Annotated in this window: 26 protein-coding genes and 1 pseudogene; 5 read left to right on the top strand and 22 right to left on the bottom strand. The window is 60.5% G+C overall.

Going from position 1 to position 25,137, the window contains the following annotated elements:
• Positions 1-3: 3 nt before the first annotated feature.
• The 11 genes and pseudogenes from BLT55_RS18340 to BLT55_RS18385 all read right to left on the bottom strand — a co-directional run bounded on the left by BLT55_RS18340 (position 4) and on the right by BLT55_RS18385 (position 8,208).
• The gene (locus tag BLT55_RS18340; protein ID WP_054998896.1) at positions 4-1,434 is read right to left on the bottom strand and encodes a DNA circularization protein; all 1,431 of its coding nucleotides are present in this window, start codon (positions 1,432-1,434) and stop codon (positions 4-6) included.
• Positions 1,431-3,575 (bottom strand): annotated as a pseudogene (locus BLT55_RS18345) (phage tail tape measure protein). The gene BLT55_RS18340 and the pseudogene BLT55_RS18345 overlap by 4 nt, the downstream one beginning before the upstream one ends.
• Positions 3,575-3,781 (bottom strand): hypothetical protein, encoded by a 207-nt coding sequence (locus BLT55_RS32360; RefSeq protein ID WP_102818422.1) that lies wholly within the window; start codon positions 3,779-3,781, stop codon positions 3,575-3,577. Before BLT55_RS32360 ends, BLT55_RS18345 begins: the two are co-directional and overlap by 1 nt.
• Positions 3,706-4,002 carry a phage tail assembly protein gene (locus BLT55_RS18350; protein WP_024645957.1) on the bottom strand — a complete coding sequence of 99 codons (297 nt, stop codon included), beginning with the start codon at positions 4,000-4,002 and terminating at the stop codon, positions 3,706-3,708. The genes BLT55_RS32360 and BLT55_RS18350 overlap by 76 nt, the downstream gene beginning before the upstream one ends.
• Positions 3,999-4,346, bottom strand: coding sequence for a phage tail tube protein (locus tag BLT55_RS18355; RefSeq protein WP_007251918.1), 348 nt, complete (start codon positions 4,344-4,346; stop codon positions 3,999-4,001). The genes BLT55_RS18350 and BLT55_RS18355 overlap by 4 nt, the downstream gene beginning before the upstream one ends.
• Before the next feature lie 61 nt (positions 4,347-4,407).
• The gene (locus tag BLT55_RS18360) at positions 4,408-5,904 is read right to left on the bottom strand and encodes a phage tail sheath subtilisin-like domain-containing protein (RefSeq protein ID WP_054998895.1); all 1,497 of its coding nucleotides are present in this window, start codon (positions 5,902-5,904) and stop codon (positions 4,408-4,410) included.
• An 18-nt stretch (positions 5,905-5,922) separates the two neighbouring features.
• The gene (locus BLT55_RS18365; protein WP_007251920.1) at positions 5,923-6,111 is read right to left on the bottom strand and encodes a DUF2635 domain-containing protein; all 189 of its coding nucleotides are present in this window, start codon (positions 6,109-6,111) and stop codon (positions 5,923-5,925) included.
• Complete coding sequence (locus BLT55_RS18370) at positions 6,108-6,698, bottom strand: phage tail terminator protein (protein ID WP_054998894.1); 591 nt, start codon at positions 6,696-6,698, stop codon at positions 6,108-6,110. Before BLT55_RS18370 ends, BLT55_RS18365 begins: the two co-directional genes overlap by 4 nt.
• Before the next feature lie 45 nt (positions 6,699-6,743).
• Positions 6,744-7,082: a hypothetical protein gene (locus BLT55_RS18375; protein ID WP_007251922.1), complete on the bottom strand. Its 339-nt coding sequence runs from the start codon at positions 7,080-7,082 to the stop codon at positions 6,744-6,746.
• Complete coding sequence (locus BLT55_RS18380) at positions 7,063-7,452, bottom strand: hypothetical protein (RefSeq protein ID WP_054998893.1); 390 nt, start codon at positions 7,450-7,452, stop codon at positions 7,063-7,065. Before BLT55_RS18380 ends, BLT55_RS18375 begins: the two co-directional genes overlap by 20 nt.
• A gap of 318 nt (positions 7,453-7,770) precedes the next feature.
• Entirely contained in the window at positions 7,771-8,208 is a 438-nt protein-coding gene (locus BLT55_RS18385) for a hypothetical protein (RefSeq protein ID WP_054998892.1), read from the bottom strand.
• Between the two features lie 189 nt (positions 8,209-8,397).
• Here BLT55_RS18385 and BLT55_RS18390 point away from each other — a divergent pair, with 189 nt between their 5' ends.
• The 4 genes from BLT55_RS18390 (at position 8,398) to estP (ending at position 11,802) form a co-directional block, all read left to right on the top strand.
• Positions 8,398-9,009 carry a LexA family protein gene (locus tag BLT55_RS18390; RefSeq protein ID WP_054998891.1) on the top strand — a complete coding sequence of 204 codons (612 nt, stop codon included), beginning with the start codon at positions 8,398-8,400 and terminating at the stop codon, positions 9,007-9,009.
• A 151-nt stretch (positions 9,010-9,160) separates the two neighbouring features.
• The gene (locus tag BLT55_RS18395; protein WP_054998890.1) at positions 9,161-9,409 is read left to right on the top strand and encodes a DUF1654 domain-containing protein; all 249 of its coding nucleotides are present in this window, start codon (positions 9,161-9,163) and stop codon (positions 9,407-9,409) included.
• A gap of 122 nt (positions 9,410-9,531) precedes the next feature.
• Positions 9,532-9,774 (top strand): pyocin activator PrtN family protein, encoded by a 243-nt coding sequence (locus BLT55_RS18400; RefSeq protein WP_007251927.1) that lies wholly within the window; start codon positions 9,532-9,534, stop codon positions 9,772-9,774.
• Positions 9,775-9,879: 105 nt separating this feature from the next.
• Complete coding sequence (gene estP / locus BLT55_RS18405; protein ID WP_054998889.1) at positions 9,880-11,802, top strand: esterase EstP; 1,923 nt, start codon at positions 9,880-9,882, stop codon at positions 11,800-11,802.
• Between the two features lie 170 nt (positions 11,803-11,972).
• On the opposite strand, the gene trpE is transcribed toward estP, so the two are convergent.
• The 9 genes from trpE to BLT55_RS18450 form a co-directional block, all read right to left on the bottom strand.
• Positions 11,973-13,454, bottom strand: coding sequence for an anthranilate synthase component I (gene trpE, locus BLT55_RS18410; RefSeq protein WP_054998888.1), 1,482 nt, complete (start codon positions 13,452-13,454; stop codon positions 11,973-11,975).
• Between the two features lie 70 nt (positions 13,455-13,524).
• Positions 13,525-14,343, bottom strand: a complete 819-nt coding sequence (locus tag BLT55_RS18415; protein WP_054998887.1) for a phosphoglycolate phosphatase — start codon at positions 14,341-14,343, stop codon at positions 13,525-13,527.
• Positions 14,340-15,014, bottom strand: coding sequence for a ribulose-phosphate 3-epimerase (gene rpe / locus BLT55_RS18420; protein WP_054998886.1), 675 nt, complete (start codon positions 15,012-15,014; stop codon positions 14,340-14,342). The genes BLT55_RS18415 and rpe overlap by 4 nt, the downstream gene beginning before the upstream one ends.
• A gap of 141 nt (positions 15,015-15,155) precedes the next feature.
• Positions 15,156-15,977 (bottom strand): ABC transporter permease, encoded by an 822-nt coding sequence (locus tag BLT55_RS18425; protein ID WP_054998885.1) that lies wholly within the window; start codon positions 15,975-15,977, stop codon positions 15,156-15,158.
• A gap of 11 nt (positions 15,978-15,988) precedes the next feature.
• Complete coding sequence (locus BLT55_RS18430) at positions 15,989-17,236, bottom strand: ABC transporter permease (protein ID WP_054998884.1); 1,248 nt, start codon at positions 17,234-17,236, stop codon at positions 15,989-15,991.
• Positions 17,237-17,313: 77 nt separating this feature from the next.
• Positions 17,314-18,348 carry a polyamine ABC transporter substrate-binding protein gene (locus tag BLT55_RS18435; RefSeq protein WP_054998883.1) on the bottom strand — a complete coding sequence of 345 codons (1,035 nt, stop codon included), beginning with the start codon at positions 18,346-18,348 and terminating at the stop codon, positions 17,314-17,316.
• Positions 18,349-18,430: 82 nt separating this feature from the next.
• On the bottom strand, positions 18,431-19,555 hold the full coding sequence (locus tag BLT55_RS18440) for an ABC transporter ATP-binding protein (RefSeq protein WP_054998882.1): 1,125 nt from the start codon (positions 19,553-19,555) through the stop codon (positions 18,431-18,433).
• A 334-nt stretch (positions 19,556-19,889) separates the two neighbouring features.
• Positions 19,890-20,519: a response regulator gene (locus BLT55_RS18445; protein WP_054998881.1), complete on the bottom strand. Its 630-nt coding sequence runs from the start codon at positions 20,517-20,519 to the stop codon at positions 19,890-19,892.
• A complete protein-coding gene (locus BLT55_RS18450) occupies positions 20,516-22,564 on the bottom strand; it encodes a sensor histidine kinase (protein WP_054998880.1) in 2,049 nt (682 codons plus the stop codon). Before BLT55_RS18450 ends, BLT55_RS18445 begins: the two co-directional genes overlap by 4 nt.
• 78 nt (positions 22,565-22,642) lie before the next feature.
• Here BLT55_RS18450 and BLT55_RS18455 point away from each other — a divergent pair, with 78 nt between their 5' ends.
• Positions 22,643-23,656: an alpha/beta hydrolase family protein gene (locus tag BLT55_RS18455; protein ID WP_054998879.1), complete on the top strand. Its 1,014-nt coding sequence runs from the start codon at positions 22,643-22,645 to the stop codon at positions 23,654-23,656.
• Between the two features lie 26 nt (positions 23,657-23,682).
• Here the strand turns inward: BLT55_RS18455 and BLT55_RS18460 are convergent, their stop codons facing one another.
• On the bottom strand, positions 23,683-24,450 hold the full coding sequence (locus tag BLT55_RS18460) for a TerB family tellurite resistance protein (RefSeq protein WP_054998878.1): 768 nt from the start codon (positions 24,448-24,450) through the stop codon (positions 23,683-23,685).
• Positions 24,451-25,122: an N-acetylmuramate alpha-1-phosphate uridylyltransferase MurU gene (gene murU / locus BLT55_RS18465; RefSeq protein ID WP_054998877.1), complete on the bottom strand. Its 672-nt coding sequence runs from the start codon at positions 25,120-25,122 to the stop codon at positions 24,451-24,453.
• Positions 25,123-25,137: the final 15 nt, after the last annotated feature.

Genomic DNA, 25,137 nt, shown 5'->3' on the forward strand with positions numbered 1-25,137 from the left:
GGGTCACTCCTGAGCGATTTTCCGCGTGCCGGACGGCACGAAACCCGGGTGTGCAAGGCGGTTGCGCTGGACGATTTCCTGCCCCCGGCTGGCGTCACCGAACCGCCGATAAGCCAGCACCAGCGCAGGCAGCGGTTCGGACACTTTCATGTCCACCAGACGCACGCCAGACGCCGCCACCGCGTTGAGGTGCCGGATCAGGGCCTGGCGCAAAGTGTTCAGCGCCAAGTAATGTTCGGGGTCGGCTTTCAACGACGCTTCCCAGATGGCCGAGCTCAATGTGTCCCGCAGCTCGATCACATCATCGGCAACCGGCACATCCACACGTTGCAGCGCTTGCGTCACCTGCTGATCCAGCGACGGCACCACCGTCAGCGGCGTGACCTTCGCCGCCACCGGCATGCTCGCGACGATCCTCGCCACTTTGACCAACAGTGCATCCTGAACCAGATTGGCAGTGGCCTGAGCCGTCACGCCGGTGTCCAGCCCGCTGCCCTGGTTGACCAGATTGATACTGGACACTGCCTCCGCCTGTTGGGTGGCCTCGGAAATAACCGACCGGTAAGGAACCGTTTCAACAGAGGACGTCCCGCCGTTAATGGCCGTCCGGGATGCCTGACGGGTGGACGTGCTGCCCGATCCGGACGCCGAGCCGCTGGAAGAACCGCTGCCATTGCTGCCACTCGCGGAGCCACCTGAACCAGAGGCGCTACCACCACCGGTACTGCCGCCGATATTGCTGCTGCCATCAGCCCTTCCAGATCGACGAGTGTCGCCATCGAAGCTGGCGAAGAACGTGGAAAACAACGTGCTCACCGTCAGCGGCGCATTGACCAGCGAATGCACCAGCGCAGTGACATCCGAATAGATCGCCATGAACGGTGCAAACTGCCGCTGAATAGTGGCAAACACCCCGGACAGCGCGCTGCGCAGCGCCTGAATGTTGATACGCACGGCATCCACGACGGCCATCACCGAGCGATAGCGCCGAAGCGCCGAGTCCAGCAGGCTCTCGGACGCGCCCAGCAGTTGCCGCCGGGTGTTGAGCGTCGACACAGGAAACTTGAGCGGGTTGGCCGGATAAAACACCAGGTCCAGCCGGACCATCCCGCCTTCAGTCAGGGTGTGCGTCACACTGCACTGCCCGACCTGTACCTGCATGCGCCCCAGCCACGGATGCACCAGCTCACCCGCCCCGTCTTTCTCCAACGCCTGAAGCAAGTTGTCCCGTTGTTCGAAACAGTCGCGACCGACAATAAAAGCTGTCAGTGTGTGAACCTGCGCCTGCTTGCCCAGCGACTCGAAGTAGGGCTCGTCGCGTTGTGGATATTCATGCAACTGCCCCTTGCGACCTACCGGGACGACGGCTTTCTCAATGAAAAAACCGACGCCACGGAAAGACGCTGGCAGCAGGCTGTCACGCCATGTACTCATGATCCGGCTCCTGCGCCGAGGGTTCGATAACCGACGTTTGGCGAAATCGTCAAACCCGGCTGGTTGCTTTGTACTTGTCCCGGACGCATGCCCGGCGGTGCGTTTTCAAAGCGAATATTGAGTTCGCCTTCAAGCCGCGAGCCGGTCCCCGCAGCCCCCTGTTGCAACAACAGGCTGCCGGGGGCTGGCACGTTCGGCGCGCCCAGCAACTGGCTGGTCGGCGGTACACCGGTTGCCTGATTGAGCTGCAACTGATTCAAGCGACTGGCCTCGACCGCATTTGCAGCCAGAAACGCCCCGGTCCCGCCGCCTGGCCCTGCGTTGCGTACCCGTTGCTCTTCAGCGAAATGATTGACCTTTTCCGTCGTACGTTGCAGCACGGACTTATCCTCGCCGCTGCCGAACCAGCTCATGATCGGGTCGATGAACGGTTTGATGTCCGCCCACAAATCCGCGAACCAGGCTTTGATCGGCTGCCATTTCTCGATAACCATACCCAGCGGCGAAAAACTGAACATCGTTGCCAGCACGTCGGTAAACGGCTGAGCAGTGGTCTTGATGCTTTCCCACAACCCGGCGAAGTACTCGGAGATTGGTTGCCAATTGGCCACGACCATGCCCAGCGGCGTCCAGGCGAACAGCGTCTGCAAGAAGTCGAAAAACGGCGTCGCCAGCGCTTTGATCACATCCCACAGCGCCGCAAAAAACTCGGACAACGGCTGCCAGTTGGCCACGATCATGCCGATCGGCGTCCAGGCAAATACCGCCTTGAGTACGTCCCACAGCGCCATGGCCGGCCCGCGAATCGCCTCCCACACGGCCTCAAAATAAGGCGCGACGGTCGACCAGTTGGCGATCAGAAAACCAGCCGCCAGCGCCAGGCCGCGCACAATCAGGCCCAGCGGTGACAGGCCCATCACCGCGCTAAGTACGCTCATAGCGGTCGTCGCGCTCATCACCGCAACTTGCAAGACGCCGAACGCAATCGCAGCGGCCACCACACCCTTGATCACGCCAGGGTGTTCGGCGGCCAGTGCAGCGACCTGAGAAATCATCGGCCCTATCACGGCCATTGCTTCGTTCATCGCAGGCAGAAACATGCTGCCGATATTGATGCCCAGACGATCGACACGGTTGGTCATCTCTTTGATGGCCGTGGCCGTGGTCTGCGAGTTGTCGGCGAACTCCTTCTCGATAGTGCCGCTGTTCTGCACGCCCTCGCCGACCTTGGCCAGGTTGGACCTGAGCACATCGAGGTTGGCCAGCAATGGCGTAATCGCACCCAGCGATTCGGCGCCGAACAGTTGCGTGATGACATCCGACTGTTTGTCGGGGTCAACACTTGAGACCGCCGTCAGGACCTTTTCAATGGTCCCGGACGGGTCGCTCTGCATGCCCTGGGTCAGTTGATTGACGTCGAGTTGCAGCGCCTCGAACGCCCCGGCTTTCGCCGCGCCGCCTTCGGTCAACGACTGCATGAATCGCTTCATGCCGCTGGCCGCTACATCGGCCGGCACGTCGACGCTGGCCAGGGTGGCGCCCATCGCCGCCAGTTGCCCGGATGCCAGCCCCGCAACCGGCCCGAGCGGGCCCATTGCGGTGACCATGGTGGCGATTTTCTTTTCCAGATTGTTGCCGCCGAGCACGTTGATCTTCTCGGACAGCGCCGCGACTTGCGGTTGGGTCATCTGGAACGAAGATCGCCACGAGGCCATCATGTCGCCCGACTCGGCCGCCGTCTGATCGAAAGCGATGCCCATTTTCACGGCATCGCTGGCAAACCCGGTCAGTTCTTCACGCGGAACATTGGCCTTGGCACCGGCGGCGACAATCGCCGCGATGCCGTTGGCGCTTTCCGGCAGCCGTTCACTGAGGTCCAGAATATCGGAGCCCATCTGCTGGAACTGCTGCGGTGTCTCAAAGGTAACTGACCGTTTCACGCCGGCCATGCTGGTCTCGAAACCGATCGCTGCCTTTACCCCGGCAATCAAAGGCCCCGCCTAAGCGTTGTCCGTGACTGCCTTGCCAACCTCTATGGTCCCAAGACTGGTCTCGAGGCCTTTGACGTTGTTGCGGATAGTTGCCAGCGTTGGAGACAGCTGGTCGACGCCGGTAATCAGCGTTCTGATAGTGTCTGCCATCACTCCCCCTGCAGGATCTGGTTGATGCGTTGCGCCTGCAAGATCGACTCGGTGATGACGTCCAGCTCCCTGGACATCATCAGTTCGGGATCGGTCTTCCAGAAGTACGCGAGGTCGTAAACGACGGCGATCAGGCCTTCAAGGTTGCTGATGCCGCTGCCATGAAAAAACTCGCAACCTTCCAGCTCAACGTGTTGATGTCGCACAGGTCCATCTGATTGACCGACGAGGGCGGAATCCCGGCGCAAACGGCGATGTATTTCGCCGCCACGTCCAGGTCCAGCGACACGTCTTCGTTCTTGTCGATCTTGTACGGCAGGGCCTTGATGGCTCGCGCTTCCTGCGCCGTAGGACGTCGGAACGTCACCTGCGAAAGGGTTTCCCCGTGTGCTTCGATCGGGCTGGCCAAGTCGATGACTTCACTCATTGCCAGCTCCCCTGATTGCCGTCGAATTTCAGTTCGATGGTGCCGTCGTCGGCCTTGCTGCTGGGCTCGTCGACTAGGTAGGCGCCGGACAGGACGTAGGTTTTGCCGTTCTTGAATTCACAGGTGATGGTCATGTCCACACCCGTGGTGAGCAGCTTGAGCGGCAGATCCGCGGTATGCACCGCCGTGAATTTCAACCAGGCAGTCTTCTCGGTTTCCTTGTAATAACCGGGCACGACTGTCTCGCGTTTTACATTCATCAAAGGGGCTTCGCCGCCGCCGCTGATGGTCAATTGGGTGCCGTCCACTTTGATGTAGCAGGTACCCGCAACTTTCTGACCCATGTTGTTTATCTCCAGAATGAAAAAACCCGCAAGAGGCGGGCTTGAAAAGGGTGGGTGAGGCTTATGCCGCTTCGTCGTACTGCAAGCGGAACTGGTTGAGCAGCGCGAACACGCGCAGGCCGTTGATGTAATCAGGCGGGAACATCACGTTCACGCGGCTTGGATCGTTGCCGTCACGCTCGACGATCAGGTGCTGGGCGAACACTTCGGCGTTCTCCACATGGCCTTCTTCTTCAAGACGGGCGTACTGCGCAATCAGCTCGCCACGAATGGTGCTCGGCGTGATGATCGGCTGACCGGCACCGAAACGCGTGCCATCGCTGGCCAGCTTGTGGCGACCGTACTTGCTGGTGATGATGCCTTGCAGACGACGAATGATGAATGCCGACTGGTGCATGGTTTCGCTGTCCAGGTACGAGTTGTCAGCCTGGCCGTAAGCGTTCTTCTGATAGGTGGTGATCGAGCGCTGAATACGCACGTAGCCGCCTTCGTAGTACGCCGTCGCGATGCCATAACGCAGCAGCGATTCACGCTCGGTCAGGGTGAAACGCTGACTGGCGGGCGCCGGGTCCAGGCCGGGCATGGTGCCGCTCTGGGTCGGACGGCTGGCGTCGGCAGAAATGAACACTGCAGTGCGCGCAGCCAGAGCAGCGGCTTGCAGCCAGACCGGTTGCGGAACGCCGGTTTCCACACCTTGAATGGTGATGTGCTGATCGTTGCGCAGTTGGCCTGCAGCCACCAGCGTGCCGACCGTGCCGCGCTTGGCGCTGTACACATGACCATACAGTTGACGGGCCCAGCTCCAGCGACCGGTGCTGTCGTCCATCGCCGCTTTCCAGGCATCCAGGGTGCTGGTGTCGGTCCACGGCATGCACAGAAACTCGAACGGTTCGTCGCCCAGCGCAGCCAGTGCCTTGAGCTGATCAGGTGTACCCACGCCACCGGTCATTGCCATCACGGCGGCAGTCAGGCCAGCAGGAATGACTTCGCCGCTGGTTTTGCCCAGACGGTTGAATTCCAGCTGAATGTCGTTGCCACTGGCCCCGCTCCATTTGCAGGCAAGGGTCAGCACACCGGCCTCGACAGCTGCGGTGATCGGCAGGTCAGGCGTGGCATTGATCTTCACCGACAGCGCGCTTGCAGCTTGCGCAGCGGTCGCACCATTGACGACGGTTGCCTGAACGCGCACACCGCCGACATACAGGTTCAGCAGACCCGCTTCGGTCGCAGCGCCTGTCAGGGTGACGGTTGCAGCGGCCTTGACGCCTTCGGTGTTGAGCAGTGGCAGGCACCAGACTTCACCGGTCGGATCAGTCTTGCGCCAGATCTCGTACATCGAGGCCAGCATCGAGCCCTGTCCGCCGATGTTCTTTGCCAGCGCCACGCTGGGCACCAGCACCAGAGAGCCAAGCTCAGGGCCGGACACGTCGTCGTTGACCTGAGCAACGATCAGGCGACGCATGCTCGCCGACGCGCTGTTGGCAGCCGAGTTGTCCATCTCCGCATAAAACAGCGGCACGCGGACGTCGGATGGAATGTTGTTAAAACTGATAGCCATTAGTGGGCTTCCTCTTGGTTAGGCTGTGAAGGCCTGATAGGTGGTGGGGGTTTGCTCGGTCTGAAGGGTGACGTCGCCGTCGTTGTGACGACGCTGCCACCAGGCATTGAAGGTGACCTGCCGACCTTCGACGGGCAGCAAATCGCCCGCCTCCGGATCCGGCACAGTGCGGCCCTCGGCCGGTACTACGGTGATGCGTTGGGTCATGGTGTTACCTCTGCTGTGAACTTCGCTTCGATACGGCCATCAGGGCCGGGGGATTTCAGGTTCGGGTCTGCGGGATCGACGCAGTCCATCTCAAGGGTGGCGCCAGTGAAGCCGGGCAACCCGTCCAGATACGCTTCGTGCCAGGTCTCGGCGGGCTGATCCGAGGTGTTACGGCCCAACTGGAACTGCGCGGCAAAGCCGAAGCGATACGTCACACGTGCGCCGCTGATCTGCACCAGCGCACCGCCGGTGTACTGCATCGCGTCGTAATCGCGGTCAGCGTTCCAGCCCACCAGCGCGCGCCAGAGCTCGGCGCGAATGGCATGCAGCTGATCGCTGGCCTGCTGGCCGCGCTTGTCGTCACTTTCCAGTACAACCACGATGTCGATCTGGTCAGTGATGTTCTGGCGGATGACGTTTTGCAGATCATTTGCCGTGGCCACATCGCCGCTGGCAATGACATAGGCCGAGGGATGCGCAAGCTGGTCGCCAAGGGCAACCGCAGCCCAGTCGATGCCAGCACTGATGCGACCGGCAAAGGTCGGGCAGGTCGCCTGCAAATGGGCAACTATCGGGGTGATCTTCATAAGGGTTTCCGCGTGTGTTGAAGGTTGTTCGGGCGTGAGCAATGTCTACTGGTTCGCCTTGCCCAGCGCCTCATCTGCCTTGTCCGCAGCGCGACTGGCCGCATGTGCAGCCTGACTGGCGATTGACGCAGCGGTCTCGACCTTGTCTGCCGCCTGAGTCGTGGTTTCGGCCAGCCTGTCCAGACGGCGATCGCGTTTGCCAAGGGCTGCGTCATAGGCCGCGCGAATCTCGGCCAGTTGCCGGGTGTGCTCGGCGTTGGCCGACCATTGCCCGGCCTGAAAGCCCAGCATCAGACACCCGGCAAGCAGCAGCACGGCGATCAACCAGATCTCCAGCTGCCGCCACCAGTGACGAGCGATAAAATCAATTGCGCATCTGTGCATCATTGGCACCTCCGAGCTTGGAGCGGAGCCGGGCAATTTCCGCACTCTGCGTGGTGACCTTGTCGGTGAGCTGAACGATATGGCTGGTGAGGGCTTCAATCTTGCCCTCCATCCGGCCAACCGCTGCCGCGAGTTCATTGCGCTCCCTGGCGAACTGATCGGACCGCGCTTCCGCCTCCTTGCGTGCCTGCCGCTCGGAGTCGAGCAGATCATTGAGGCGACGCACCGTGCCGATATCGGCGCTGTCCATCGCCCGGTCTGTTGCATCCCTGGAAAGAAACTTGCGCAGCCACAAAAAGCCGCCAAGCAGAATGGTGCCCGTTCCGCCCAGCCAGGTGACTGTGCCTGGGCCTAGGTCGGTTGGGTCCATGGGTACTCCGGGAATAAAAAAGGCCGCACAGAGGCGGCCAGAGAAAATGCGTTTGGCAATTATTTGCCCGAAAGTCCCCCGCCGAAGCGGGGTTTGGAGTGGGTTGCGTTTGACCGGTTGGCGCTGTCGAACAGCCTCTGTTCGGCTGCAGCCCTGAGGCGCAAATCGCATATCGTGGGACCTTTTTACCCCCCTCCGGAAAGCCTGGGAAGGGGCAGTTTCGAGGTGGGTCGAGTTTGACCGGAGTTCAACACGAGTTCGACCACAGCTGTGCAATCGCCCCGGATAAACGGTATCGGATACCGTGTTCATCCACACTTACCCAGCCTTGCAAACGTCGTCCTTGTTGCTTCGCGAAGCGCTGCGCTCGGCAAGAATCGCCAGCACTTGCTGGTGAAGCCTGGTGATCCAGTTGCGATAGGTGCGGTCTGCGCCTTCATTGATGCCTACCAGACGCATCTGCTCGCGCACCGGCAGCGACTCGACATAACGCAACGTCGCCAACTGAGCCAATTCAGGCCCACGGCCTTTCGCAGGGCTGCGGGCCATTTGTGCAATGGCCGCTTCCACTTCGCTGCTTATATAGTCCATGCCGCTGCCATTGCCGATCAGCGCCCGCGAGCCGGGTGTGCGGCGCGGAATATAAGCGCCCCACTCCATGATCCCGGCCATCGGGCTGCTCAGCCCGCCGCCCAGCCCTACGCGCATGCGCTGCTCGCCCCAATGCTGCATGACCACTTCTACTTTCTCGATCATTGTCTGTTTCCTGTCCTGACCTGCGGAGACGCTTTGCGAGCGAGTTCGCCCCAAAGCCTGCGCGGCAGAAAATACAATTTGTATCTTTAAGAGACAACCCGCATTTACAATATGTATATTGCCGATCAACCTACAGCCTGTATGATTCGACGCATGAACAGAAAATGGTATGAAGTCGCAAGACAGGTCATGGAAACCCAGGAAATCAGCCAGGAAGAGATGGCTGAGCGCATGGGTGTAACACCGGGCGCGGTGGGGCATTGGCTGAACGGCAAGCGCGAGCCAAAAATCGAGGTGATCAATCGGTTTTTGACCGAGCTGGGCCTGCCGATCCTCGCGACCTCCATTCCGTGGCAGGAGTCCGCTATGGATAACGTGTCGCCTGCGGTGCAGCCTTCGCGTTTCTATCGTTATCCGGTCATCAGTTGGGTTGAAGCCGGAGGCTGGAGCGAAGCCGTCGAGCCCTACCCGGCCGGTTATTCCGACACCTTTGAAATCAGCGACTATAAAGCCAAGGGCCGCGCCTTCTGGCTGGTCGTGCGTGGCGACTCGATGACTGCGCCTGCCGGCCAGAGCATCCCTGAAGGCATGTTGATTCTGGTCGATACCGGGCTGGAGCCAACGGCTGGAAAACTGGTCATTGCCAAACTTCCCGAAAGCAACGAAGCCACATTCAAGAAGCTCGTCGAAGACGCCGGACGCTTCTTCCTCAAGCCGCTGAACCCGGCTTACCCGACCTTGCCGGTCACTGAAGACTGCAAACTGATCGGGGTCATCCGGCAAATGACGATGCGTCTGTAACGCGCTGCTGATTCAGCCAAGCCCCGAAACCGGGGCTTTTTTGTGGGCGCTGTTCAGAAGCCATCACACGCGTGTGTAGGAAACATTTGTAGCTTGCGTAGGAAATACCCCTCAATTACTGTATGCACATACAGTAGAAAGGAGTTCACGCATGCTAAACAAGCCCCTCGACATGGCTCATCACGACGCTTACCTGGCCTTGGCGCAACGTATTCAGGACGCAATCACCAGTGACAAAGCTCAAATCGAGCACCAGGTCTTACTGGTCAGAGAGCCGGGCGAGGTGCTTGAACATTGGGAGCGGATTCTGGAGGAGATCAGCGAGGCAGAGGGCATCACCGTGACCCGCCACCCTGAAAACGGCACCGCGCACGTGTGCTGGTACATCGATTCCTTGTAGGATAATTCATACAATTTGTATTTAAAAATACAAACTGTATTGTATGAGCCCGCTACATATCGTATCGTTTGCATGCACCCCACTTCGGGAGTCCTTACATGCAAACCACAGGGAGTCATGGAATGAACGAAATACTGGACCAACTTCGCAAAGAATTCGCCACGCCGTGCCCATCGCTGAGCGCCGTCAGAGAGCGTTATTTCTCGCACCTGTCGAGTGATCGCAACCTGTTACGCAAGATCAACGCGGGCCGCATTGACCTCAAAGTCAACCGCACAGGCGGCACGCGGCAGGGCCATCCGTTTGTCTACTTGCACGATCTGGCCAATTATCTGAGCGGCATCGTGACCGAAAAAGCCGCATGAGTTCAAAAAAGTACCGCCGCTCGGCAAAGGGTTTCAGCGACCTTTGCAGTCATGAAAAATCTTGCTACGTTTCCGGTACAAAATAACAACAACCGGGATACTTTCATGACCAAAACATCAAGGCGCTGGCCCTTCGTGGCCTGTCTGCTTTCGCTGGCGTGTGGCAGCGCCGCTGCGGCCCCCTATTCGACCATGGTGGTGTTCGGCGACAGCCTGGCCGATGCCGGGCAGTTCCCGGACACCGCTGGCCCTAGAGGCTCCACGTTGCGCTTCACCAATCGGGTCGGCCCGACCTATCAGGATGGCAGCGGCGAAGCATTCAATCTGAACTCATCGACGCTGATCGGCAGAATGCTGCGGGTTCCGGCTGGCGACCTGGCGGCTTCCACCTCGCCGGTCAATGCGGCCCTGGGTGCAGCGGATGGTAATAACTGGGCTGTCGGTGGCTATCGAACAGACCAGATTCTTGATTCGATCAATTCGCAATCCACTGTCGTCGACCCGAACAGCGGCACGCTGTTGCGCAGCCGGACCGGCTATTTGCCCACCAACAGCTTTCGCGCCGACCCTAATGCCCTTTACTACCTGACCGGCGGCGGTAACGACTTTCTGCAAGGTCGCGTGTTGAGCGCCAGCAGCGCCGGGCAAGCCGCCAATCAACTGGCCGACAGCGCACAGGCCCTGCAACAGGCCGGAGCACGCTACATCATGGTCTGGCTGCTGCCGGACATCGGCCGGACGCCGGCCTTGAGCGGTACGCCGCTGGCTTCCGCCACGTCGGCACTCAGCGCTGCCTTCAATCAACAGCTGGTCAGCCGTCTGGCGCAGATCAATGCGCAGATCATCCCGCTCAACGTGCCATTGCTGATCTCCGAGACGCTGGCCGAACCGGCACGCTTCGGCTTCGACCCCAATGAAAACCTGGTCAGCACTTGTTTCAGCGGCGACAACTGCCGTGAAAGCACCACCAACGGCCGGTCCAGCGCCACGCCGAACCCGAGTCGGCTGTTCTTCAATGACCGCGTACACCCGACCGAAGCCGGACAACGGCTACTCGCCGACTACGCCTATTCACTGCTGTCGGCACCGTGGGAAATCACCCTGCTACCAGAAATGGCCAACGGCACACTGCGCATGCATCAGGACGAAATCCGCGCGCAGTGGCTCAGCGACTGGGGTAACTGGCAAGGCATCGGCCAATGGCAGAGCATCCTCTCGGCTGGCGGTCAGAAAATGGACTTTGACGCGCAGGACAGTTCTGCTAATGCTGACGGACAAGGCTACAACCTGACCATCGGTGGCAGCTACCGCTTTGCCGAAAACTGGCGCACGGGTGTCGTGGCGGGTGCCTATCGACAGACGCTGGAAGCCGGGCCACGGGACTCGGACTACAAGCTCAACAGTTACATCGCCACGGCGTTTCTGCAGTATCAGGCCAATCACTGGTGGGGCGACCTGGCAGTGTCGGGCGGCAAACTGGACTACGAAAATGCCGAGCGCAAATTCGCGCTGGGCGTCAGCGAGGGCCAGGAAAAAGGCGACACCGACGGTGAAATATGGGCTGTCAGCGGGCGCGTCGGTTTTGATATCGCAGGGGCTGCCAGTCGCTGGCACCTGTCGCCTTTCGTCAGCGCCGACTATGCCCATATCGATGTCGACGGCTACTCGGAAAAAGGCGACCGTTCGACTGCGCTGACCTTCAGCGATCAGACCCGTAAATCCCGGCGTGCAGGCGTTGGTTTGCAGGGCAAATTCCAGGCGACGCCGACCACTCAGGTGTGGGGCGAAGTCGCGCGCGAACGGGAATTCGAGACCGATCAACAGAACGTGAGCATGGCCCTCAACAGCGTACAGTCCGTCGACTTCACACTCGAAGGCTACACCCCGCAACGCGACCTGAACCGGGCGACGCTGGGCGTTAGCCAGAAACTCACTCAGGACTTGACGCTGCGTGGCAACTACAACTGGCGCGAGAACGATGACGTGACCCAGCAAGGGGTGAATGTGGCGTTGAGTCTGAGTTTCTAGATAGAAGAGGCGCAGATTTGTGACTTGTGGGAGTGAGCTTGCTCACGAAAGCAATAGCCCAAACACCCCCTTTCGGGGTCTGTGCCGGCCTCTTCGCGAGCAAGCTCGCTCCCACAGGATTTATGTATAAAGTTATGCGTCCGCGTTGAAACGCAGAGCATCCAGCCCGCTCAGTCCTCGGCCGTCTGCGAGGCCGAGGCTACGGCGCGGAACATGGCGCGGCGTTTGTTGAGGGTTTCTTCCCACTCCAGCGCTGGCACTGAGTCGGCGACGATGCCGCCGCCTGCCTGCACGTGCAGCTCGCCGTTCTTGATCACCGCCGTACGAATTGCAATCGCGGTGTCCATGTTGCCGTTCCAGGCCATGTAGCCCACCGCTCCGCCGTAGACGCCACGCTTGACCGGCTCCAGCTCGTCGATGATTTCCATGGCGCGAATTTTCGGTGCGCCGGACAAGGTGCCCGCCGGCAGAATCGCCCGCAGTGCATCCATCGCCGTCAGCCCGTTTTTCAGTTGGCCAGTGACGTTGGAGACAATGTGCATCACGTTGGAATAACGCTCGATGACCATCTTCTCGGTCAGCTTGACCGTGCCGATCTCGGAAACCCGCCCCGTGTCGTTACGGCCCAGATCAATCAGCATCAAGTGCTCGGCGATTTCCTTGTCATCGGACAGCAGGTCCTCTTCCAGCGCGATATCCGCCTCTTCAGTGGCGCCGCGTGGGCGCGTGCCGGCGATGGGCCGCACGGTGATCAGGTTGTCTTCAACGCGCACCAGCACTTCCGGCGAACTGCCAACCACGTGGAAATCACCGAAATTGAAGAAATACATGTACGGCGTCGGGTTGAAGCAGCGCAGCGCCCGGTAAAGGTCGATAGGCGCAGCAGCGAAATCGATGGACATACGCTGCGACGGCACAACCTGCATCACATCGCCCGCAAGGATGTACTGCTTGATCGTGTCGACTGCGGCTTCGTAGTCGCTTTGCGTGAAACTGGAGCGAAACACCGGATCAGCCGCCGGAGGCCGGTCCAGATCCAGACCACGACGCGGTGTGATTGGCTGGCGCAGCTTGTGCATCAACTCATCGAGCAGTGCAACGCCACTTTCGTAAGCGTCCTGCTGCGCCGGGTCGACCAACACAATGGCGTGCATCTTGCCCGCCAGGTTGTCGAACACCACCACCGCATCGGACACCATCAACAGGATATCCGGCACGCCGAGCGGGTCAGGGTTCGGGCAGTTAGCCAGACGCTTCTCGACGTAGCGCACGCAGTCATAACCGAAATAACCGACCAGCCCGCCATTGAAACGCGGCAGACCGGCAATGGTCGGCACGTTGTAGCGCGCCTTGAAGGTCTCGACAAAATCCAGCGGGTCTTCGACGTCCAGGCTTTCGATCTCGACGCCATCATGGGTCACGCTGACGTGATGGCCATGTACGCGCATCACGGTGCGGCATGGCAGGCCGATGATCGAATAACGCCCCCATTTCTCGCCGCCCTGCACTGACTCCAGCATATAGGAGTTCGGCTGATCAGCCAGCTTGAGGTAGATCGACAGCGGCGTGTCGAAGTCAGCCAGGGTTTCGCGGGCAAGCGGGATGCGGTTGTAGCCGTCGGCGGCCAAACGCAGGAATTCTTCACGGTTCATGAGTAACCTCGTGGTTTTGAGGAGCAACAATCAGTCAGGCAAACGTGCCGGCAGGCCGGCCAGAATCAAGTCAGGCGCGCCAACGCCAGCGGGCCAGGGCCTTGATGACTTTCATCCAGAGTTTGCGAGTGACCACCACGATGGATTCTCTTGAGGAGGGACGTTTGATGTCGGGCAACAGTATCTCAGCGTCCCGATCCAGGCAACCGGGAATCAGCCTGCGCAGATCATCGATCACCAGCGCCGGATTTTCCTCGGCGATCGGCCTGCCGTGGTTGTAGCCGTAGCTCAACGCAACGCAGGCAACACCGGCAGCCTTGGCGGCCTGCACGTCACTGCGCGAGTCGCCGACAAACAGCGATTGCGAGGCAGGAATACCGGCCATTTTCATCACGAAAAACAGCGCAGCCGGGTCAGGTTTTTTCTGCGGCAGGGTGTCGCCACCAATGATCCAGCGGAAGAAACGGCCCAGCTTCATCTCATCCAGCAACGGCGCGACGAAACGCTCCGGCTTGTTGGTGATAAGGGCCATCTCGACGCCCATCTTCTGCAACCACTTCAGGGTTTCGCGCACGCCGGGGTAGACCGCCGTGAACTCGTGCTTTTCAGCATAAGCGCGCATGAAGACTTCCAGCGCCTGCGTGGCCAGCGCGTCGTCGACGCCACTGTGATCAATATCATTGGCCAGCGCACGACGCACCAGCACCGGCGCACCGTTGCCGATCCAGGCACGCACCGCATCCAGACCGGCGGGCGGGCGGCCGAGCTCGGCCAGGGTCTTGTCCACCGCCACGGCCAGATCGGGAACCGAGTCCACCAGCGTACCGTCCAGATCGAACATGATCAGCTTTGGCAGCTTGCCTGCAAACAGCGTTTCCAAGCCGCTCATGCGCGGGCTGACGCCAGCTCGGTGCGCATTTTCTCGATCACTTCGCGGTAGTCCGGTGCGTTGAAGATCGCCGAACCGGCCACGAAGGTATCGGCACCCGCCGCAGCGATTTCGCGGATGTTATTGACGTTGACGCCGCCGTCGATCTCCAGACGAATATCACGGCCCGACGCATCGATCAGCGCCCGCGCCTCGCGCAGCTTGTTAAGCGTGCCGGGAATGAACTTCTGCCCGCCGAAACCCGGGTTGACGCTCATGAGCAGGATCATGTCGACCTTGTCCATCACGTATTCCAGCAGGTTCAGCGGCGTGGCCGGGTTGAACACCAGACCGGCCTTGCAACCGCCTTCACGGATCAGTTGCAGCGAACGGTCAATGTGCTGGGTCGCTTCCGGGTGAAAGGTGATGTACGTGGCACCGGCCTCGATGAAATCGCCGATGATGCGATCCACCGGGCTGACCATCAGGTGCACATCGATGGGCGCAGTCACGCCGTACTTGCGCAGCGCACTGCACACCATCGGACCAATGGTCAGGTTGGGGACGTAATGGTTGTCCATGACATCGAAGTGGACAAAATCAGCGCCGCTGGACAGCACGTTGTCGACTTCCTCACCCAGACGGGCGAAGTCAGCGGAAAGAATCGATGGGGCAATAACGAAGGGCTGCATGACGCACCTGTTTGAGCAGAATCACGGTGGTGCGCATTGTACGCCAAGCTTCGCCTGGAGCGTTAAGCGGCAAGCCTCAAGCCTCAAGCGTTTGATCTGCTTCTGCTTGTAGCTTGCCGCTTGAAACTTGCAGCTCTCAGTTCACTGAGCCGTTCTCAGTTTCTCGCTCCGCCCCCGCAGCCATTCCAGCACCAGCAGCAACAGCACCGAGAAGCCGATCAGCAACGTAGCGGCGGCGGCGATGGTCGGGCTGAGGTTTTCGCGGATGCCGCTGAACATCTGCCGAGGCAAGGTCGTCTGTTCCGGGCCGGCGAGGAACAGCGTCACGACCACTTCGTCGAACGACGTCGCGAAGGCGAACAGCGCACCGGAAATCACCCCCGGAGCAATCAACGGCAAGGTCACGCGGCGGAACGCGGTCAGCGGCGATGCGCCCAGGCTTGCAGCGGCGCGTACCAGGTTGTGATTGAAGCCCTGCAAAGTTGCCGACACGGTGATGATCACGAACGGCACGCCCAGCACTGCGTGGACCAGAATCAGCGAGGTGTAGCTATTGCCCAACCCCAGTGGCGCGAAGAACAGGTAGCTGGCGACACCGACGATCACCACCGGAACCACCATCGGCGAAATCACCAGCGCCATGACCAGCGCCTTGCCGGGAAAGTTGCCACGGGTCAGGCCAATCGCCGCCAGCGTACCGAAGCCCATTGCCAGCAGGGTAGCGGCCGGGGCGACGATCATGCTGTTTTTCAAAGCGCGCATCCATTCGGCGGAATTGAAGAAGTCCTGATACCACTGCAACGAGAAGCCTTGCAGCGGGTAAACCAGAAAGCTGCCTGAGTTGAACGACAACGGCACGATAACCAGCACCGGCAGCACCAGAAAGAGCAGGATCAGCGCGCAAAGAATGCGCAGCGCGTAATACCAGATGCGCTCGATCGGCGATGTGTAGGGATTCAACATGGTAACGCTCCTCAGCTCAGTCGCAGGCGGCTGGCGCCGACCAGCCAGCTATAAATCAGGTACAGCACGATGGTCGCCAACAGCAGCAGCCCGCCGAGCGCCGCTGCCATGCCCCAGTTGATGCTGGTGTTGGTATAGAACGCGACGAAATAGCTGACCATCTGGTCGTTCGGGCTGCCCAGCAAGGCCGGGGTGATGTAGTAGCCGATCGACAGAATGAACACCAGCAGACAACCCGCCCCGATGCCTGCGTAGGTCTGCGGGAAGTAAACACGCCAGAAGCTGGCGAACGGGTGGCAGCCCAGGGAAATGGCGGCGCGCATGTAGGTGGGGGAGATATTCTTCATCACGCTGTAGATCGGCAGAATCATGAACGGCAGCATGATGTGCACCATCGAGATGTACACCCCGACCCGGTTGAAGACCAGTTCCAGCGGTTTGTCGATGATGCCCATCGCCAGCAGCGCGCTGTTGATCAGCCCGCTCGACTGCAACAGCACGATCCAGGCCGCGACGCGGACCAGAATTGACGTCCAGAACGGCAGCAGCACCAGAATCATCAGCAGGTTGCTCTGCCGTGCCGGCAAGTTGGCCAGCAGGTAGGCCAGCGGATACGCCAGCACCAGGCAGATCGCGGTGATCACCAGGCCCATCCAGAAGGTGCGGGCGAAGATATCCAGATAGATAGCCTGATCCGGCGTGGCCGGGGCCACTTCACCGAGATCATCGATGCGATGGTCAACGGCGGCCAGCAGGTAATACGGCGTCACACTGCTGGTATTACGACGTACCGCCTGCCAGTAGGCAGGATCGCCCCAACGTTCGTCCAGTGCCTCGAGCGCTTCTTTATAAGAGGCCGGCTCAGTCTTGAACGGCAGCGCGCGGGCGGTTTTGCTCAGCAGGCTGCGATAGCCGGCCAGCTCGATGTTAAGACGCTTGGACAGATCGCCCAGCGTGGAATTCTTGCGTGTTTCGGCCAGGTCCAGGCTCATCGCCTTGTAGACCGACTCGGGCGGCAGCCCTTTACCGTCCCATTTCTGCACTTCGACCACGGTGGTTGGCAGCGCAGTCACGACTTCGGGGTTGCCGACGCTTTTGTAGAGCAGCGCGGCGATAGGTACCAGAAACACCAACAACAGGAAAATCACCAACGGCGCGATCAGTGCCTGAGCCTTCCAGCGGTTGACCCGCTCGGCGCGAGCGAGGCGTTGCTTCAAGTTGGGGCTGGCGCCTTCAGTCAAGGGCACGGCGATGGCCATAGCGAACTCCGGAATCTTTCAACAAGGGGGCGCTCCCGGTATCAGGGAACGCCCGGATCTGACTCAACGCAGGCTGATTACTTGGCAGCCCAGGCAGTGAAACGCTGTTCCAGCGATTCGCCGTTGTCGGTCCAGAACGCAACGTTCATCTGCACCTGATCCTTGATGTTTTCAGGCGTGGTGGGCATGTTCTGCAGCGTTTCCTTGTCCAGCAGCTTGACCGCCTGGGTGTTGGCCGGGCCGTAGGCGATGTTCTGCGAGTAGGTTTTCTGCTGCTCGGGGCTCAGCATGAAGGCGATGAACTTCTTCGCGGCTTCGGCGTTTTTCGAACCCTTCGGGATGGCCCAGGCATCAAAGTCATACACGCCGCCGGTCCAGACCACTTTCAGGTTGCTTTCTTTCTGCACGGCAGCGATTCGGCCGTTGTAGGCCGAGCTCATCACTACGTCCCCGGACGCGAGGTACTGCGGCGGCTGTGCGCCAGCTTCCCACCACTGGATGTTCGGCTTGAGTTCATCGAGCTTCTTGAACGCGCGGTCTTGTCCGTCTTTGCTGGCCAGCACTTTGTAGACGTCTTTCGGCGCAACGCCGTCGGCCATCAGGGCGAATTCGAGGGTGTACTTCGCGCCTTTGCGCAGGCCACGCTTGCCCGGGAATTTTTTGGTGTCCCAGAAATCGGCCCAGCCGTTCGGTGCCGTGGCGACCTTGTCGGCGTTGTAGGCCAGCACGGTGGACCAGACGAAGAAGCCTGCGCCGCACGTGGTGATCGCGCCCGGAACGTAGTCTGCGGCATTGCCGAGCAGTTTCGGGTCCAGTTCTTCGAACATGTCTTCGTCGCAGCCTCGAGCCAGTTCCGGCGATTCGACTTCTACCAGATCCCAGGAGACGCTTTTGGTGTCGACCATGGTTTTGACCTTGGCCATTTCACCGTTGTACTCACCGGCGATGATCTTGCCGTTGCCGGCTTTTTCCCACGGCGCGTAGAACGCTTTTTCCTGAGCTGCCTTGTTGGCGCCGCCGAACGAAATGACGGTCAGGTCGGTGGCTGCCATGGCTTGCGCGGCGCACATCAGGCCCAACGTGATAGCGGTGAACTTCAAAGATTTCAACATGTGTTCTTTTCTCCACGAGCAGTGTTGGTAAGCGATTGGGATGGGCGATCAGTTCGCCTCTGTTATTGCTTTTATCGGTAGATCAATGCACTTGCTGCAAGGGGTCGAGCGCGCGAACGTGCTCGACTTGCCAGCCGATCGGCACCACGTCGCCCACGTTCAGCGTCGGATCCAGTTCGGCGATTGGCTGCTTGACGAAGAAATCGGTCTTGCCGGCGACTTCCAGACGCACCCGCACGTGGTCACCCAGGTAGATGAATTCGGCCACACGGCCGGAGAAACGATTGGTACAACTTTCGCTGCGGCCATTGAGGTTGATGCGCTCGGGGCGGATCGACAGGGTGACCGGGGCGCCGGGCTGGCCGACATTGATCGCCAGTGCGTGCACCTTCTCGCCACGCTCCAGCTCGACCACACAGCGGTCGCCGTCTTGACTGAGCAGACGCCCGTTGAGCCGGTTGTTCTCACCGATGAAGTTGGCCACGAAGGTGTTTTTCGGCTCTTCGTACAGGCTGCGCGGCGGCGCGATCTGCTGGATTTCGCCCTGATGAAACACCGCGACCCGGTCGGACATGGTCAGCGCTTCACCCTGGTCGTGGGTCACATAGACCACCGTTACGCCGAGGCGCTGGTGCAGGTGTTTGATCTCCATCTGCATGTGTTCGCGCAATTGCTTGTCGAGTGCGCCAAGCGGCTCATCCATCAACACCAATTGCGGCTCGAACACCAGCGCGCGGGCCAGGGCCACACGCTGCTGCTGACCGCCGGACAACTGCGCCGGGTAGCGATGCGCGAAACTGTCGAGCTGGACCATGCCCAACGCTTTTTTGACCTTTTCGCCGACGTCGGTCTTGCTCATGCCGCGTACCGTCAGCGGAAAGGCGAGGTTCTCGGCGACGGTCATGTGCGGAAACAAGGCGTAGTTCTGAAACACCATGCCGATGTCGCGCTTGTGCGGCGGCACGTTGTTGATGGCGCGGCCACCGAGCAGGATTTCGCCCGCGGTCGGCGTTTCGAAACCGGCCAGCATCATCAGGCTGGTGGTCTTTCCGGAGCCAGAAGGACCAAGCAGGGTCAGGAACTCGCCTTTGCGAATGTCCAGGTTGAGGTCTTTGACGATCAGTGCTTCGCCGTCGTAGCTCTTTTGCACACCACGAAAGCTGACCAGAACATCACTCGCTCCAGCGCTTGTATCGACGTCGCTCATTGCCCACACCTTTGTTTTGTCTGCGTGGACTCAAGACTAGAGCAGCCGGAATACCCTGCAAATCGGGGGTCAGGAGAGAATTGCCTAGGCCGGCTGGAAGGTTGGGGGTAGGGATTGCCCTACAGAGATGGCGCGATTGAGCATGTCGGCGAGTCTGATCGTTCGGCACGCCCAGCATGGGAATGCAGTGCGCGTCGCCTGCGTCACAAAAGAGGACGCGGAGCGTCCAGAACGGCATACCGACGCGGAGCGTCGCACGATAGTGGTGAGCAGAAGCGGAGTTTCAGGCTTCTGCCCGCAGGGCGTGGTGGTGAGCAGAGTGTCGTTTTCAGGCTCACAGCAGCTTGTGTTCCATCGCATATTTGACCAGGTCGGCCAGCGAGTTGAGTTTCATTTTCTGCATCAGCCGGGCTTTGTGGGTACTGATAGTCTTGCTGCTCAGCGCCAGTTGCTGGGCGATGTCGTTGACGTTGGCGCCTTGGGCGAGCCGTTCAAATACCGAGAACTCACGCTCCGAGAGCAGCGAATGCAAAGGCCGGTTATCCGTCAGGCCGACCTCGAACACCATGCGGTCGGCCAAATCCGGATCGATGTAGCGCCCGCCCGCTGCCACCCGACGAATCGCGGTCAGCAGCAATGCCGGATCGCTGTCTTTGGTCGCATACCCCGCAGCGCCGACTTTAAGGGCACGCGCCGCCATCTGCGCTTCGTCATGCATCGACAACACCAGAATCGCAGGCGGGTTGGTCAGTGCGCGAATCCGCGGAATCGCTTCGAGGCCATTCACGCCGGGCATGGAGATATCCAGCAATACCACTTCACAGGCCACGTGGCGCAACGTCTCAAGCAACTGCTCACCATTGCTGGCTTCACCGACGACTTGCAGATCCCTGGCCAGACCAATCAATTGCTTGATCCCCTCACGCACGATGGCGTGGTCTTCGGCTACCAAAACACGAATCACGGGTGTCGCTCCTGTACGGTCGGGTCCATCGGGATGTAGGCGCGCAAGGTTGTGCCCTCACCGACCTCGCTGTCCAGCTCCAGTCTGCCGCCGAGCATCAGCACTCGCTCGCGCATACCCACCAGGCCAAACGAAACCGCCCTGCCCGACTCGACGGCAAAGCCCTGCCCGTCATCAGCGATGGTCATGCACAAAATGCCGTCTTCCAGCGTCAGGCTGATTTCCACGGTATGGGCCTGAGCATGGCGCATGACGTTGGTCAGTGCCTCCTGCAGAATCCGGAACATACCGGTGGCCTTGGCATCGCTGAGCGTCGGCAGGTTGTCTGGCACTTGCACCAGGCAGGGGATCTGCGTGCGCGCCTCGAAACGGCGCGCCTGCCATTCGATGGCCGACGCAATCCCGGCATCGAGAATCGGCGGCCGCAAGGCAGTGGCCACATCGCGTACCAACTGGAACAGCTGGGCGATGAGGCGTTTCATGCTGCCCAGCCGCTCGCTCAAGCCTGGGTCCAGCTCGGCATAGGCCAGCTCGCACATCGACGTTTCCAGCTTCAAGACGGTCAGCATCTGACCCAGTTCGTCATGGACTTCCCGGGCAATACGCGCCTTTTCTTCTTCACGCACGCTTTCCAGGTGCGCCGACAATTCACGCAGTTGATCATGGGCGCGTCGTCGTTCGCTGATATCACTGAGGAACACCACCAGGTATTCCGCCTCGTGAAAACGCAGGAAGCTCAAGGACACATCGGCAGGCAGAAAGCTGCCGTCTGCGCGCAGGCAGTTGGTCTCGAACACCTGCGGGCTGTCTTCGCTGGAACGGGCGTTTTTCCACAGGTTGAGCCAGCGGTCCATGTGCAGGCCTGGTTCAAAATCGATCAGCGGGCGCTCGACGACGTGCCCCGGCGCATAGCCGAGCATTGCCTCCGCGGCCCGGTTGGCGTAACGCACGCGACTGTCCCAATTGACCCACAGAATGCCGACGGTGCTCTGATCGATGGAAAACTGCGCCAGCCGCAGCGCTTCTTCACTTTCTACCCGTCGGGCAAGGTCCTCGCGTGCGGTCAATAACTCCTGCTCCAGTGCCTGTTGCTGACGACGTTGCCAGACCACAATCGCAAAACAGGCCAGCAGCATCACCAGCAACAGAATGCACAGATTCTTCCACAGGCCGGTGGACTCGCTGAAATGGGAGGAATTCAACGGCATCCAGCGGGCGTGCAACTGCTCCAGCTCGCGGGCCGGAATGGCCTTCAAAGCCTCGCTGACAATCGCGGCCAGTTCCGGCTCATCACGGCGTGACGCAACCCGTAGCAATTGCGGCAAACCGATATCACCGACCACGGCCAGTCCGGAAAACTCCGGTTCGCGCAGCAGGCGACTCAGTTGCGCTTCATCCACCACGGCATAGCGCGCCTGCTGGCTGAGCAACAATTGCAGCGCCTGACGCTCCAGCGGCACACCTTGCAGGTTCAGGTGCGCAAAATTGCTGCGCAGGTAATCGGCGGTCGGACTTGGCATACGCACCGCCACTCTGGAAAGGCTGTCGAGCTTTTCCAGATCCACCGCAGCGCTGCCATCACGTTCGCCGATCAACAGTTGCGACACCCGCAGGTACGGATCGGAAAACAGCCACACACGCAATCCGGCCGGGGTCTGCATCAAGCCCGGCGCAACATCGATTTCGCCGTTGAGCAGCGCCTTTTCCAGCGCCGCCTGATCAGCGAAGTTACGCCACAACAGCTCGACAGGCAGCGTCCGCGCCAAAGCGTTCATCAGGTCGACGTTGGCGCCGGACAATTGTTGCAGGCGTTGATCGAACTGGGCATACGGCGCGCGCAATACCAGGCCAACCCGCAATGGGCCATGCGCCTTGAGCCAGTCAAGCTGCGCGGTAGTCAGTTGCGCAGTGGCAGGCGTTCCAGACTCGTCAGCCTGCGTATTCGCCACCTGAACCATCAAGAGCAAAGCCAGGCAGCCGATAAAAACGGTGCGCAGAAGACGAATGATCAACGTGTCGTTCTCATGTGTGCGCAGGACGGCCATGTGCCGCCCACGCTCAGGCCTGACAAAAGCCGATCAACCCATTAGGCTGCCGGGATAGTTTCTGGCTTGGAATATCCGATGTCCTACACCTTTCGCGCAATGTTTCCTGCATTGTTTTTGTCATTGATGCTCCCTTGCGCGCTGCCTGCGATGGCCGCCGACCCGGCCCCTGACAAGGACGCTGCCGCCGAAGCGCCTGTGGAACGCGCACCGCTGCTCAGCCGTTCGCAAGAGGACTCGGTTGCTCTGGAGCGCCAGTTGCCGACTCGGGACCAGCAGCAACTGCAAGCCGGAGACGAAAGTTTTCTGGCGCTCTGGAAGCCTGCCAACAGTGAAGAGCCACAAGGCGCTGTGATCATTTTGCCGGGCGACGCCGAGTCTCCCGACTGGCCAGACGCGGTCGGCCCGTTACGCCGCAAGTTCCCGGACGTGGGCTGGTCGAGCCTGAGCATTACCCTGCCAGACGCCGAGGACGACACACTCACCGCACGCGAGCCCGACGCAGCAACGGAAACCAGTGCCGATAAGGATAAAGCCGCCGATAAACCTGCCAGTGCCGCAAAAGACGCGCCGAAAGACGCCGCAGCCAAGACGCCGGACCCGGCGACGGATGCTGAAGCACTGGCCAGCGCTGCAACGGCAAAAGCGGCCGCCGACGAGGAGCGCAACAAGGCCCGCGCCGAGCGTATTTTTGCCCGGATCGAAAGCGCGATCAGCTTCGCCCAGCAGAACAAAGCGCGCAGCATCATATTGCTCGGACACAGCAGTGGCGCCTACTGGGCCACCCGGTTCCTCAGCGAGCGCCCGTCGCCCACGGTGCAGAGGTTGGTCATGGTCGCGGCACGCGAACCGGTCAATGCCGTCCCGTCGTTGCTGGACATGGTGCCGACGCTGAAAATCAAGACCGCCGATTTCATCTACAAGAACCCGCCAGACCTGGCTGCAAAAGCACGACTGCAGGCCAGCAAACGCACCAAAGGCCCTGGCTTTACCCAGATCGCCCTGATTAATATCGTGGGCAACGAAGACACGGAACAAGAACAGATGTTTCGGCGGATTCGCGGCTGGATAGACCCCAAAGAAGACAAGTAGCCACCAACATCAAGACCGGTGCAGGATCATGTAAACCCGCGCCGGGCCTTGATCACCCGGTAGGCGTTGTGCAGCTCGCTGGTTTTCTCGGTGGCCATGCGCACCTGCTGTGCGTTGGCACCCGAACCGGCGACTTTGTCCGGGTGATGGCGACTGAGCAGCCGCCGATAAGCGCGCTTGACACTCAAAGGGTCGGTGTCCGGCTTGACGCCCAGCAGAATCATCGCGCCTTGGTAATCGTCACCGACGTTGATCGGCGAACGCTTCATCGGATCGTGCTCGGCAGCCAGCGCCTCGATTTGCTGCGCCGACCAGCCAAGCCACATGCCCCAGACGCCAATCAGCTCGCGCTCGACCCGCGAAGCCTTGCCATCAGCCCAGGCCATTCGCCAGCAAGCGCACAGCAGGTCTTCGGCAATATCCGGCTGACGCTGCAAACCGCGCAGGTAACTGCGCAACCCGTCAGCGCCATCCCTGCCGCGCTTGAACGCATTGATGGCGCGTAGCTGCTCGGCCTCGTTGAGGCCCAAGCGGCGCATCTCGGTTCGTGCCTGATGAATGTGGCTGGCCAGCACCCGCCCTTCACTCTTGGCCAGTCGCCCCAGCAGCACAAACAGCAGGCTGTCCTGAGCAATGGCTGCGCGTCCGCCGAGGCGCTCGCGCAGCTGCGCCCAGTTTTGCAGTTTCAATCGCCGGTCCAGCGCCTGTCCCAGCAATGCACCGAGCATCGTTCCCGGAATGCTGGCGATGGCGTAGCCGATGCCTGCGCCGATCACTGTGCCGGGCCAGAGCATTCAGCGCGTCTCCGCGAGCAACTGCTCGACTTCGGCCAGACGCTCGTGGGTGCCGACATCGACCCAGCGCCCCTGATAATGCTCGCCCGTTACCAGCCCTTGCTGCATCGCCTCACGCAGCAACGGCGCAAGCTTGAACGCCCCCGGCTCGCAGCCTGCAAAAAGCCGCGGGTGCAGGATCGCGATGCCACTGTAGGTCAGGCGCGGGCCCACGGAATCGTCATCACGAACCTGACCGTCGACGAGTGAAAAATCGCCGGTCGGGTGATGCGCCGGGTTATCGACCAGCACCAGATGCGCCAGCCCGGACAGCGGCACGCGCAAGGCGTTGAAGTCGTAGTCCGTCCAGACGTCGCCATTGACCACCAGAAAAGGCTCGAGCCCCAGCAACGGCAAGGCCCGCTGAATGCCGCCGCCGGTCTCCAGCGGCTGACCTTCGGGGGAGTAACGGATGCTCAGATCGAAACGCTGACCGTCGCCCAGATAATCTTCGATCTGCTGCCCCAGCCAGGCGTGGTTGATCACCAACTGGTGAAACCCGGCGGCACGCAATGCGTTCAGGTGGTACTCGATCAACGGCACGTCGCCAACACGCACCAGCGGTTTGGGCGTGTGCAGGGTCAACGGGCGCATTCGTTCGCCTTTTCCGGCGGCGAGAATCATCGCTTTCATGCAATCCTCTTCAAC

The organism is Pseudomonas cannabina, from assembly GCF_900100365.1.
Classification (GTDB): domain Bacteria; phylum Pseudomonadota; class Gammaproteobacteria; order Pseudomonadales; family Pseudomonadaceae; genus Aquipseudomonas; species Aquipseudomonas cannabina.